Annotated in this window: 10 protein-coding genes; 8 read left to right on the forward strand and 2 right to left on the reverse strand. The window is 65.0% G+C overall.

Annotated features, from left to right (window positions below; translation table 11 throughout):
* The first annotated feature begins 32 nt into the window (after nucleotides 1–32).
* From cobN to Q390_RS0109700, 3 genes are read left to right on the forward strand one after another with little or no spacing between them, the layout of a single operon-like run.
* Complete coding sequence (cobN, locus tag Q390_RS0109690) at nucleotides 33–3,860, forward strand: cobaltochelatase subunit CobN (RefSeq protein ID WP_027995884.1); 3,828 nt, start codon at nucleotides 33–35, stop codon at nucleotides 3,858–3,860.
* Nucleotides 3,857–4,945, forward strand: coding sequence for a magnesium chelatase ATPase subunit I (locus tag Q390_RS0109695; protein WP_027995885.1), 1,089 nt, complete (start codon nucleotides 3,857–3,859; stop codon nucleotides 4,943–4,945). Before cobN ends, Q390_RS0109695 begins: the two co-directional genes overlap by 4 nt.
* Nucleotides 4,946–5,004: 59 nt before the next feature.
* The gene (locus Q390_RS0109700) at nucleotides 5,005–5,625 is read left to right on the forward strand and encodes a vWA domain-containing protein (RefSeq protein WP_245606895.1); all 621 of its coding nucleotides are present in this window, start codon (nucleotides 5,005–5,007) and stop codon (nucleotides 5,623–5,625) included.
* A gap of 67 nt (nucleotides 5,626–5,692) precedes the next feature.
* Here the strand turns inward: Q390_RS0109700 and Q390_RS0109705 are convergent, their stop codons facing one another.
* Both Q390_RS0109705 and Q390_RS0109710 read right to left on the reverse strand, forming a co-directional pair.
* Complete coding sequence (locus Q390_RS0109705; RefSeq protein WP_027995887.1) at nucleotides 5,693–6,889, reverse strand: aminotransferase-like domain-containing protein; 1,197 nt, start codon at nucleotides 6,887–6,889, stop codon at nucleotides 5,693–5,695.
* Between the two features lie 52 nt (nucleotides 6,890–6,941).
* A complete protein-coding gene (locus Q390_RS0109710; RefSeq protein ID WP_027995888.1) occupies nucleotides 6,942–7,541 on the reverse strand; it encodes a LysE family translocator in 600 nt (199 codons plus the stop codon).
* Here Q390_RS0109710 and Q390_RS19920 point away from each other — a divergent pair.
* Genes Q390_RS19920 through Q390_RS0109730 form a run of 5 tightly spaced genes read left to right on the forward strand, consistent with a single transcriptional unit; the run spans nucleotide 7,540 to nucleotide 12,651 of the window.
* A complete protein-coding gene (locus tag Q390_RS19920; protein WP_156949875.1) occupies nucleotides 7,540–7,749 on the forward strand; it encodes a hypothetical protein in 210 nt (69 codons plus the stop codon). The genes Q390_RS0109710 and Q390_RS19920 overlap by 2 nt on opposite strands.
* Nucleotides 7,736–8,764, forward strand: a complete 1,029-nt coding sequence (gene cbiB, locus Q390_RS0109715) for an adenosylcobinamide-phosphate synthase CbiB (protein ID WP_051603159.1) — start codon at nucleotides 7,736–7,738, stop codon at nucleotides 8,762–8,764. The genes Q390_RS19920 and cbiB overlap by 14 nt, the downstream gene beginning before the upstream one ends.
* Complete coding sequence (locus Q390_RS0109720; protein ID WP_051603160.1) at nucleotides 8,754–9,803, forward strand: aminotransferase class I/II-fold pyridoxal phosphate-dependent enzyme; 1,050 nt, start codon at nucleotides 8,754–8,756, stop codon at nucleotides 9,801–9,803. The genes cbiB and Q390_RS0109720 overlap by 11 nt, the downstream gene beginning before the upstream one ends.
* A gap of 28 nt (nucleotides 9,804–9,831) precedes the next feature.
* Entirely contained in the window at nucleotides 9,832–11,697 is a 1,866-nt protein-coding gene (locus Q390_RS0109725) for a beta-galactosidase (RefSeq protein ID WP_156949876.1), read from the forward strand.
* Nucleotides 11,698–11,727: 30 nt separating this feature from the next.
* Nucleotides 11,728–12,651, forward strand: coding sequence for a patatin-like phospholipase family protein (locus tag Q390_RS0109730; RefSeq protein WP_027995892.1), 924 nt, complete (start codon nucleotides 11,728–11,730; stop codon nucleotides 12,649–12,651).
* Nucleotides 12,652–12,744: the final 93 nt, after the last annotated feature.

Raw genomic sequence — 12,744 nt, forward strand, 5'->3', positions numbered from 1 at the left:
CTATTATTTTTGACATATAAAAAGGTCTTGTCATGCATTTGCTTTCTACGCGCCCCGGTGGCCACGTGGAGGACGGTGGTCAAGGGGTGGTGCGCGTAGAGCAAACGCCCGGCGATATCGTCATCCTCAGCGCGGCGGACACCACGCTGGCGCTGCTGGCCGACGCGGCGGCGCAGTTGCCGGCGGATTTTCCGACGGTGCGGCTGGTCAATTTGATGTTTCTGCGCCAGCCGGCTTCGGTCGATATGTACGTCGATGACGTGCTGCGCCACGCCCGCGTGGTCGTCATTGACCACTTGGGCAGCCTGAGCGATTGGGCCTACATCGTCGAGCAAGCCGTGTCGCTGGCGCAGACGCGCGGCCAGTGGCTGGCACTGTTTTCGGGCGACTTTGGCGAAGACCTGCAATTGCTGCTGCGCAGCAGCGCCCCGCACGACGACTGCCGCCATCTGTGGCGCTGCTTGCGCGAAGGCGGGCGCGAGAACGGTCAGCGCTTTTTCTCGCTGATTGGCCACGCCGTGTTTGGCTTGGGCGAGCGGCCGAGTGCACCGCAGCCGTTGCCGCCCGCAGTGCGCTACCAAGCCTATGGAGCGCCTTTGCCGTGGCGCGATGGTGCGCCGACCGCGCTGTTGGTGTTCTACCGCGCGCACTGGCAGGCCGGCAACACGGCAGTGTTTGACGACCAATTGGCGGCGCTGAGCGCGCGCGGCCTGAACACGCTGGCGCTGGCCGTCGATTCCCTCAAAAACCCCGCCAGCCTAGAGTTGCTGCAAGCGCTGGCGCAGCAATACTGCGTGGACGTGGTGCTGAATGCCACCAGCTTTGCCGTCGCCGCGATGGAAGCGGCGGACGACGACAGCGTCACCGGCGTGCAAGCCGCGCCGCTGGCTGGTGACGCGCCGGTGTTGCAGCTGATTACCGCCGGCTGTGGCCAAGAGCAATGGCAGCAAGACCCGCACGGCCTCGCACCGCGCGATTTGGCGATGCAGGTCGTCATGCCCGAGGTGGATGGCCGCATTGGCACCCGCGCCATCAGCTTTAAAGGTTTGGCGTGGCGCTGCGAGCGCACCGAGGTCGATGTAGTGCGCTACCAAAGCGAACCCGAGCGCATGGATTTCGTCGCCGAACTGGCACAGCGCTGGTGTGCGCTGCGCACCAAGCCCAATGCCGACAAGCGCTTGGCGCTGATTCTGGCCAATTACCCGAACGACGACGCGCGCTTGGCCAATGGCGTCGGGCTGGACACGCCCGCCTCGACCGTCGCCCTGCTGCGCGCCTTGCAGGATGCGGGTTACGTCACTGGCGAATTGCCCGCCGACGGCGACACGCTGATTGCCGCGCTGGTCGCCGGCGTGACCAACCGGCTCGACGCCAACGACGCGCGCCCGGCGGGCCAAAGTCTGTCGCTGGCCGACTACGCCGAGGCTTTCGGCCGACTCGACCCCGACAGCCGCGCCGCCGTCAACGCCCTGTGGGGCACGCCCGAGCAAGACCCGATGGTGCGCCAAGGCCGCTTTATGGTCAGCGGCCTGCGGCTGGGGCAGGTGTTTATCGGCATCCAGCCCTCCCGTGGCCGCGATATGGATTTGGTCGCCACCTACCACGATGCCGATTTGGTGCCGACGCACGCTTATCTGGCGTTTTATTTCTGGCTGCGCCGCCAATTTGCCGTCGATGCGGTGGTGCACGTCGGCAAGCACGGCAATTTGGAGTGGCTGCCCGGCAAAAGCGTGGCGCTGGGCGCGGCCTGCTGGCCGGATGCCATCCTCGGCCCGCTGCCGCACCTGTACCCGTTCATCGTCAACGACCCCGGCGAGGGGAGCCAAGCCAAACGGCGCACGCAGGCGGTCATCATCGACCACCTGATGCCCGCTCTGACGCGCGCCGAAACCTACGGCCCGCTGCAACAGCTAGAGCGCCAGATGGACGAGTACTACGAAGCGCTGTCGCTCGACCCGCGCCGCGCCCAGCGCCTGCGCGGCGATATTTTGGAGCGCGTGCTGAAGGACGGTCTGCACCAAGAGTTGGGCTTTTCGCGCCCGGCGGACGATGCGGGGCGTGAAGCGCTGCTGCAACGCCTCGACGCTTATCTGTGCGAAATCAAAGAGTCCCAAATCCGCGATGGCCTGCATACCTTGGGCAGCTCGCCGCAAGGCCGCCAGCAGACCGATACGCTGGTCGCCTTGGCGCGCTTTCCCAGCGGCACCGCGGCCAGTCAGCGCAGTCTGTTGCAAGCGCTGGCCAGCGATTTGCAGTTGGACGCTGTGGCCGGCTTCAATCCCCTCAGCCCCGAATGGGCAACGCCGTGGAGCGGCCCGTACCCCGCCGCACTGCAAGCCCTGAGCGAGCAGCCGTGGCGCCACGCCGGCCATACGCGCGAGCGGCTGGAGCTGTTGGCGCAGCAGTTGGTGGCAGACAACGTGGCCGATTCCCCCGCGCTGGACGACACGCTGTGGCCGCACACCGCGCCGGTGTTGCAGCGCCTGCGCACGGTGCTGCAACCGCGCCTAGCCGCCTGCGGCCCCAACGAAATCGCCCAATGCCTGCACGGCTTGGCCGGGCGCTTTGTGCCCCCCGGCCCCAGCGGCGCGCCCTCACGCGGGCGACCGGATACGCTGCCCACTGGGCGCAACTTCTATTCGGTCGATACCCGCGCCGTGCCGACCCAGACCGCCTACGCCATGGGTGCCAAAGCCGCCGAGCGCGTCATCGAGCGCCACCTGCAAGACCACGGCGAAATGCTGGGCAGTCTGGGCCTGTCGGTCTGGGGCACCAGCACCATGCGCACTGGCGGCGAAGACATCGCCCAAGCCTTCGCGCTGCTGGGCGTGCGCCCCAAATGGGCGGAGGGCAGTAGCCGCGTGGTGGACATCGAAGTGCTGCCGATGGCGATACGCAACCGCCCACGCGTTGATGTGACGCTGCGGGTGTCGGGCTTTTTCCGCGACGCTTTTCCCAATGTGATGGACTTGTTTGACACGGCGGTGCGCGCCGTCGTCGCCATCAACCCCGACGACGAGAGCGACGAAGTCAACCCGGTGCGCGCCCGCGTGCTGCGCGAAGCGGCCGCAGCGCAAACCCAAGGCCTGAGCGCTGAACAAGCACAGCGCCAAGCCAGTTGGCGCGTGTTCGGCCCGCGCCCCGGTGGTTACGGCGCTGGCTTGCAAGAAATCATGGCCAGTGGCCGCTGGCAAGACGGCGCGGATTTGGCGCAGGCCTATCTGCGCGCCGGCGCGTTTGCCTACGGCCAAGGGCAAGGCCAGCACGGTGTGGCGGCGCGCAGTCAGTTTGAGCAGCGCCTGAGCGGCCTGCAAGCCATCCTGCACAACCAAGACAACCGCGAACACGACGTGCTCGATTCGGACGACTACTACCAGTTTCAGGGTGGCATGGCGGTGGCGGTGCAGCACTTGGCCGGCACGCCGGCAGCGCTGTACCACGGCGATTTCAGCGTGCCCGGCGAGCCGCGCATCCGCAGCCTGAACGAAGAAGTGGCGCGGGTGTTGCGCTCGCGCGCCGTCAACCCGAAGTGGCTCAACGGCATCCGCCGCCACGGCTACAAAGGCGCGTTTGAGATGGCGGCGACGGTGGACTATTTGTTCGCCTTTGACGCCACCACCGGCGTGGTCCACGACCACCAATACGCGCTGGTCGCAGACGCCTATCTGCACGATGACACCAACCGCACGTTTTTGCTGCAACACAACCCGCTGGCGCTGCGCAGCATCGGCCAACGCCTGCTCGAAGCCATGCAGCGCGGCATGTGGCAAGAACCCGGCGACCAGCGCGAGCGCATCGAACAACACCTGCTGGCGCTAGAGCAGCGGCTGGAAGAGCACGGAGAAGGCCCATTGCTATGAGCTTGTTAAACCACCTTGAAGCGCCGCAGCCGGCCACCCGCCCGCAGTTCCCACTGACCGCGCTGGTCGGACAGCCGACGTTGCAGCTCGCCCTGCAACTGGCCGCCATCGACCCCGGCATTGGCGGCGTGCTCATCAGCGGGCCGCGCGGCACCGCCAAATCGACCGCCGCGCGTGCGCTGGCGGCGCTGCTGCCGGACGCGCCGTTTGTCAACCTGCCGCTGGCCGCCAGTCTAGAGCAGTTGGTTGGCAGCCTGAACATCGAAGACGTGCTGCGCGATGGCCGCGTGCGCCTGCAACCCGGCCTGCTGGCGCGGGCGCACCAAGGCGTGTTGTACGTCGATGAAGTGAATCTGTTGCCGGATGCGCTGATTGACGCGCTGCTGGACGCCGCTGCCAGCGGTGTCCATACCATCGAGCGCGACGGCATCTCGCAGCAGCACGCGGCGCGCTTTGTGCTGGTCGGCACCATGAACCCGGAAGAGGGCGAACTGCGCCCGCAACTGCTCGACCGCTTTGGCCTCTCTGTCGTGCTGACCAATCCCGACAGCGCCGCCCAGCGCAGCGCCATCCTGCGCGCACGTTTGCGTTTTGACGCCGACCCGGCGGGCTTCGCCGCGCAGCACGAACCAGCGCAGCAAGCGCTGCGCCATGCGCTGATTGCTGCCCGCGCCACTTTGGCGCAACTGGACTGGCCCGATGCCGTGTTGCACCACGCCGCCGAACGTGCGATGGCGGCGGGCGTTGATGGGATGCGCGCCGACTTGGTACTGCTGCGCGCCGCCCGAGCGCTGACCGCGTTGGAAGGGCGCAATGCCGTCACCTGCGCTGATGTCGATGCCGTAGCCGAACTGGCGCTGGCGCACCGCAGTACGGAGCCGCAGCCGTCAATGCCGCCGTCCCCGCCACCGCGTCCACCGACACCGCCTGATAACAGTGCGGCTGCTAATCCACCGCAGCCTCCACCGCCGCCCGCCGGCGAAGCCACGCCCACGCCCCAAGGCGACTGGGGCGCCATGCCAGCCCAGCCCGAAGGCTTCACCCCCGTACCGCGTATTCCGGGATGGCCGGCAAAAAAAGCCTAGGCCACCCCAGCAGCCGCCCGCGCAGCGGGTTGCGTCGGCGGCGGTGGCCTAACCCCTCGGTGGACAGCCTCGCCACGCCGGCGACCGGTGATGCAGGCGCGGCGGAGGCTGGTGCTATCGCTTGGCTACCGACGCTGCGGGCCAAAGGTGCGCAGGCTTTGCAACATGAACACCTGCGCCGCCTGCCGCTGCCAGCGCACCACGCCCGCTTGCACTGCATCGTGCTGGATACCTCCGGCTCGATGCGCGCGCAAGGCCGGCTGGCGCTGGCCAAAGGCCACGCCGCGCAGCTCATCGCCCAAGCGGCACAGCAAGGCGACGACGTGGCGCTGCTGCAACTGGGCGGCGACGGCGTGCAACTGTTGCTGGCGCCGGGCCGTGCCCGCGCATCCGGCAGCTGGTGCCTGCGCGCCGTCGGCGGCGGCGGTGGTACGCCGTTAGCGCAGGCGTTGGCGCAAGCCGAACAACTGCTGCAACGCGCCCTGCGCCGCCAAGGCCCGCTCGACTGCTGGCTGTGGCTGCTGACCGACGGCCGCACGCTGGAGCAGCTGCAGCCCCCGCCGTCAGCACAGCACCGGGTGATTCTGGACTTTGACGACCCGCGCCAGCCGCTCGGCCGCTGCGCCGCTTGGGCCGTCCACTGGGGAGCGTCGCACTACCACGCGTTGTCTGTGCCATGAGCCAGTGGGTACTGGACTTGTCCCCCATGGATTTGCTACAGCACCAGCAGGCTTCCAGTGGCGGCGCTTAGCCAGCCGCCTGTTGCGCGCGGATGGCGTCGGCCAGCGCGGCAATGGCGGTGTCGATTTCACTGCTGCTAGCCGTCACATACGACAGGCGCAGCGTGCGCGGGTCGGCTGCGCCGGCGTAGAACGGCGCGCCGGGCACAAAAGCCACATGGCGTGCCACAGCCGCAGGCAGCAGCGACTGGGCATCCATGCCCTCGGGTAGGCGCAGCCACAGGAACATGCCGCCGGCCGGGCGTGTCCACGCCACGTCCAGGCCGGCCATGTCGCGCGCCAGAGCGGCCAGCATGGTGTCGCGCTGGTGCTGGTAGAGCGCGCGGATGGTGGGCACATGGCGCTCCAGAAAACCGTCTTTCAGCACCTCGGCCACCACGCGCTGGTTAAAGCCCGGCGTGTGCAGGTCGGCCGCCTGCTTGGCCTGCAGCAGCTTGGGGTAGACCGCCTGGGGCGCCACCAGAAACCCCACGCGCAGGCCCGGCGCCAGCACTTTGGAGAACGATCCCAGGTAAATGCAGCCGTCGGGGTTGCGTGCGGTGAGCGGTGCGGGCGGCGGCGTGCCAAACCACAGATCACCGTAGGGGTTGTCCTCGATCAGCGGAATACCCAATGCGCCCGCTTGCTGTACCAGCGCGGTGCGGCGCTGCTCGCTCAGTGTGCGGCCGGTAGGGTTCTGAAAATTGGGCTGCACATAGGCCAGGCGCGCCTTGTCGACACCGCTGCCGACCTGGGCGGCAAAGTCCTCCACCAAGAGGCCGTCATCGTCGCTGGCCACGCCCACGGCAATCGGCTCCTGCGGCGCAAAGGCCTGCAGCGCGCCCAGGTAAGTGGGGGTTTCAACCAACATGCGGCTGTCCTTGTCCAGCAGCACCTTGCCGATCAAGTCCAGCGCCTGCTGCGAGCCGGTGGTGATCAGCACCTGTCCGGGATCCACGGCCCAGGGCAGCATGTCGGCCACGGCGCGCCGCAGGGGCTCATAGCCTTCGCTGGCGGCGTACTGCAGCGCGGCGGCACCGTCCCGCTCCATCACGGTGTTGCAGGCCTGGGTAAACAGGTCGATGGGAAAGGTCTGCGGCGAGGGCAGACCGCCGGCCAGGCTGATGGTGCCGGGGCGCTCGGTCAGCTTCAGGATTTCGCGGATGGCCGAAGGGTTCATCTTGGCGGCGCGTGTCGCCAGCGTCCAGTCAAAGGGTGTCGTCATGCGGTGCCTTGGGGGTCAAAGAGAGAAAAAAAGAAAAAAAAGAAAACTGCCTTCAGGACAGTGCCATCCAGGCTGCGGTGGCCACCAGCACCAGCGCCATGGTGCGGTTGAACCACAGCAGGCGTGTGCCCTGTGCCAGCCAGTGGCGCAAGAGCGCGCCGGTGGCGGCATAGGTGAAGTTGCTGGTGAAGGCAAAGAACACCATCACCGGCAGCACCACGGCCAGGCGCTGCAGGCTGTCGCTGCGCCCCGTCACCCAGCCGGCGACGATGGTCAGCGCCAGCAGCCAAGCCTTGATGTTGATGAACTGCAGCGCCGCGCCTTGCCAGAAACCGACGTTCATGCGCGCTGCGTCGGCTTCGCCCAGACTTGCACTCTGGCTGAGCTTCCACGCCAGCCACAGCAGGTAGCCGATACCGACCGCCTTGATGCCCCAGCGCAGCGCCGGTACGGCCACCACCACCGCACCCACGCCGCCAGCACACAGCAATAAAAGCGCCGACCAGCCCACCGGCACCGCACACACAAAACGCATCGCTGGGCGCAAGCCCCGGTTGGCTGCCAGGGCGGTTGACAGCGTGGTGTTGGGCCCCGGCGAGAAGCTCATGGCTGTCGCCAAGGCCAGCAGGGCAGTGAATTCGACAAGAGGCATGGATGAAAAAAGCAATGAAAAAGCAATGAAAAAGCACGGGACAGTACACGATCGTAGTGTCCAGGAAAGCAAACCGCCACCTTTGGCCGCAATGCCGGTCCATGGCACCCGCGCTCTTGCAGCTGAACAGGTGCATGAACAGCTACCGATGGCAGTCGCTGCTGCACACCTGCGGGGGCAAGTAGGATCGGCGCATGGGGATTTTTGAATTTGATCATGTGGGTCTGGTACTGCACTTCTGGGCCGGCTGGCCGGCTGTGGTCGTGCTGGTTTGTGTGCCGCCGCTGGCTTTGGCTGTCGATGGGTGGTTGGGTGAGCCGCCTGTGCCGATGCACCCTGTGGTCTGGATGGGGCGTGCGCTGGACGGGTGCGGCCAGCGCTTGGCGCCCCTGGCACCCCGGGCGCAGGATTACCGGAGTTTCTGGCTGGGAGCCATTGCCTGGTGTGCGTTGGCAGCACTGGTTTTGATAGCGGCTTATGGCTTGCAGTGGCTGGCCCTGCAATTGCCCATGCCGTTGGCTGTGGTGGCACTCGCGCTGTTGCTCAAACCGCTGATGGCCTTGGCGCTGCTGCAAAGCGAGGTGCGTGCGGTCGAGGCCGCGCTGGCCGAATCGCTGGAGGCCGGCCGTGCGCGTCTGGCCTGGCTGGTCAGCCGCGATGTGGCGCAGCTCAGTGCGGAAGAAGTGCGCCAAAGTGCCATCGAAACCCTGGCCGAGAACCTGAACGATTCGGTCGTCGCCCCGCTGTTCTGGTTTGTGCTGCTGGGTTTGCCGGGGGCGGCGCTGTATCGCTTTGCCAACACCGCCGACGCCATGTGGGGCTACCCCGGAATGCGCGGGCAGGGCGATCACCGGCGCTATTGGCAATGGGCTGGCAAATGGGCGGCACGCGCCGACGATGTGCTGTCGTGGCTGCCGGCACGCATCACCGCGCTGCTGTTGGCGCTGGTGGGCGGCAGCGTGCCGCTGCGTGCGCTGGCGCAAGAGGCACGCAAAACGCCGTCGCCCAACAGCGGCTGGCCAATGGCAGCGATGGCACTGGCGCTGGGGGTGCGCCTATCCAAACCCGGCGCATATTGCCTGCATGAGGAGGGGCGCGCACCCACGGCGCGCGATGCTGCGCAGGCGCAAAAAATAGTGTCAAAAGTGGCTATAACGCTTATCCTGATTGCGCTTGTAGCTCTATTTTTTATAGTTCTGCAGGCGTTGCGCCATGGTGAATAAGCCCGGTGTATCGCTAGCACCAGTCAGCGCTGGCCCGGTGCACGGTGGCCCGGACGCGCGCGGTCCAGTGCAGTACGATTTTTCTACCAACAGCAACGCCTGCGGCCCGTGTCCGTCCACGCTGGCAGAGGTGCAGCAGGCCGACGCCACCCGTTACCCGGATCCGGCGTACACGGTGCTGCGTGCACGGCTGGCAGCGTTCCATGGTGTAGCCCCTGAGCGCATCGTGCTGGCCGCCAGCGCCAGTGAATTCATCCACCGCATCACTGCATTGGCCGCGCAGCAGGGGGCCCGCGCCGTGGCGCTGCCGGCGTACAGCTACGGCGACTACGCCCAGGCGGCGCAGGCGCGTGGTTTGCAGGTGTTGCGACCCCCAGAGACTGGCTGGAGCGCTGCCCGTCTGCACTGGGCGTGCGAGCCATCCAGCCCGCTCGGCGGCGTTGATCCGGCATGGGCCGCATGGCGCAGCGCGTTGCAGCTGCCGGATGCAGCGCCTCCCTGGTGCGTGCTCGACTGCGCATACCGGCCGCTGCGTCTGCATACCGACCGTGCCTTGGACCTGCCCGACATCGGTGCCACTGCCTGGCAGCTGTGGACGCCCAACAAGGCACTCGGCCTGACGGGCGTACGCGCCGCCTACGCTATCGGCCCGCCGGGTGCAGAAGCCGCCGTTGCCGCGCTCATCGCCCTGGCACCGTCCTGGCCCGTCGGTGCCCATGGCGTGGCCTTGCTGGAGAGTTGGGTCACGTTCGGTACCCAGCGCTGGCTGGCCGAGTGCCTGCCGGTGCTGCGTGACTGGAAGGCGCAGCAGCAAGCCCTGTGCACCCACCTGGGCTGGACGGTGCTGCCCGGCAGCCAAGCCAATTATTTTTGTGCCCACCTGCAATTGCCGGATTTGCAATCCGGTTTACTGCAACTGCGCACCCACGGCATCCAGCTGCGCGATTGTACCTCGTTCGGCTTGCCCGGCGTGGTGCGTCTGGGCGTGTTGCCCCCCGCAGCGCAGGCGGCCCTGCGGCGCGCGTGGCGGCTGCTTTGAAGCATTCACTTACACTAGCCTCCTTTTTTTGCGCCCTGAAAGCACTCTTCAGTGCTACGCCTTAAAGCGTTTCGGCATCTTTTTTTCCATGTCCAGAACCGTTCATTTAAACCCCCTACGTGCTTGGCATGTATGTGCCATGCTGGCTTGGGGTGCACTGGAGCTGCCGTGTGCCGCTCAGTCAGCAACACCGTCAGCACCTGCGACGCCTTTTGTCATTGCTCCCATGATCGAGGGCCAAGGCTATTGCAAGGCCGGGCTGGTCGAGCCTAAGCTGGGACTGGCCATTGCCCATTGCGCCCAGCGCAATGATTCCGGCGTTAAAGAGCTGGCCGCTGCGCTGAATGCCCTGGAGCCGGGCGGTGCCAAGGGCAGGGTGCAGGTGGGTTACACCATCGGTATTAACTTGTTGGAGCATCCGAAAGACGGCGTCTTCAACCCCTTTGGTTTTCTCACGCAGGCGCTACACACGCTGGATCGTCCTGCGGTGATTTATCTGTTTGCCAATCACTTTGCTGGTTCCCATGCCCAGCCGCCGATCCAGGCTGACTCGATGGCACGGTTTGCTGACCAGTCCATCCCAACGGAAAAATATTTCCAGCGCTCGATTGCGCCGATCAGCTTGAGCTTGCAAACACCGACCACCACCAATCAGCAGCGCAAAAGCGCTTTGGACAAGGTGGGGAAATGGTATGCAAGCCTGCCGCTTAAATCGCGCAACAAAATCATCGCCTTTACCTTGGCCGGCGAGCTGCACCATTTTTACGATGATTTTTCTACTGGCATGGGGCGATTTGACAATATCCGGATCACCGATTACAGCCCTGCCATCGTGCAGAATTTTCAGGGCTGGCTACGCCAGCGCTACCGTGATGTACCGGCCTTGAATAAGGCACTGGGATCGGATTTCAAAGATTTTTCTCAAGTCGAGCCTCCGTCCAAGAGCATCCATTCCAATCGATTGGGCCATTTCAGTGAGCACTTTGACAGCTTTGCCCATGGCGTAGTGCCGATTGAAGGATGGCTGGAGAAGCTTGCGCCAGGTCAGCAGATCCGCGTCTACTTGAATGGAGCGGCTGTAGGGTTGGCGGAATATGGACTGAATCGGCAAGACGTTTATGAAGCCTTGCCAGATATCCAAACGGCACAGCTTGGTTTTCGCTATCTGCTGGATTTCAGCCGTTTGCCCCGGGGCAAGTACACGATCCAAGTGATGCTGGAAGGGGCCAAGAACTATGAGCTGGCACGCCGGTCGCTGTCGGTCATGGGCAATAGCCAGGCGCCGATCAATGATTTGGGAAAAAAAATAACCGCTGCTGGGCCGCCCAAAGACTTGAAATTTTATTTAGATCGTCCCGGGCAAGAATTGGCCGTTTTCTACAATCCGCTGGCCCGCGACTGGCTGGATTTCCGATCGGCGCAGGTTACGCAGGCCTACGATGACTGGTTCGATGCCTGCGTCGCTGCGGGCCTGCCAAGCCAGCGGCTGTTCACCCACCAAATTGCCGTTGCCACGGTGGGCGGCTGGAACCCGGTGCTGTTTGCTTCGGACGCCAGCCTGACGGGTAAGCACCGCTACAAAAAAGGGATTAACCTCTATGGTGGATCAGCCAGCATCGAACTTCTGCGCCGCCATTACCTGGAGCCCGGAGAAACTTTCGGTGTCCCTGAGTTTCACACGCAGTCCTGGAAAGACAATGCTGCGCCGGTCAAAGTGCTGCACGACTTGCAGCAGGGTGGCGCCAGTTTTGTTTCGCCTTATTTTTTGTCGATGGCACCAGACAAATACCGTGACCAGCCGAACGCACACGATAAATTCAGGCTTTCGCCGCACAACAAGGACTATGGTTCGGATTATTTGTACCGTGCCATTGCCGACATAGCCAAGAAATAGCGCAACGGCGCCCACAATAAGAAAGATTTTGTGAGATCCACACCTCCGCGTATCGGTCTCGCTCTCGGCAGTGGCTCGGCGCGCGGCTGGTCGCACATTGGCGTGATCCGGACGCTGGAGCGTGCCGGCATAGCTCCCGACATCGTTTGCGGCTCCTCCATAGGTGCGCTGGTCGGCGCTGCCTATGCTGCTGGCGAGCATGGCCGGCTGGAGCCGTGGGTGCGTGGCCTGAAGTGGCGGTCGGTGATGGGGCTGCTGGACTGGAAGATGGGCGGCGGGCTGATGGCCGGCGGCAAGCTGGTGAGTTTTTTCCGTTCGCAATACGCCGACCCGGGCATCGAGCAGTTGCCCAAGGCGTTTGGCTGCGTCGCTACCGACCTGGTCAGTGGGCGCGAGGTCTGGTTGCGCAGCGGCTCGGTGATCGAAGCCGTGCGCGCCTCGATTGCCTTGCCTGGCGTGTTTACTCCGGCGGTGCGAGAAGGTTGTTTGTTGGTGGACGGTGGCCTGGTTAACCCGGTGCCCGTGTCGCTGTGCCGCGCCATGGGCGCCGACATCGTGATCGCGGTTGATTTGAACTGGGAACTGGTGACGCGTCGACGCCCGCCGGTTCGGGCGCAGGCGGCTGCAGACAAGGATGCCGAGCAGATCAAGCAGGCCACAGCGCTGACGCACAGTGGCCGGATGGAGGCGCTGCTGGCACGCCTCTGGCCTTTCAACGGTGCACAAAACCACCCAGACATGCCTTCCATGCTCGGCGTGATGAGTGCCAGCCTGAACATCATGCAGGTGCGCATCACGCAAAGCCGCCTGGCCGGCGAGCCCGCCGATGCCATGATTCGCCCGCGCCTGCCCGACATCGGCGCCATGGATTTTCACCGGGGCAGTATTGCCATTGATGAAGGGGAACGCGCCACCGAGTTGGCGCTGCCGATGATTCGGGAACTGCTGGAGTGATACCTTGGTATGCATTCACAGCGCCGCCTTCACCACAATGAACTCTATGACAGCGACTGACCCTCTACAAAAAACTATTCTTGACCCCGCCCG

The organism is Simplicispira psychrophila DSM 11588 (assembly GCF_000688255.1).
In the GTDB taxonomy this organism is placed as follows: domain Bacteria; phylum Pseudomonadota; class Gammaproteobacteria; order Burkholderiales; family Burkholderiaceae_C; genus Simplicispira; species Simplicispira psychrophila.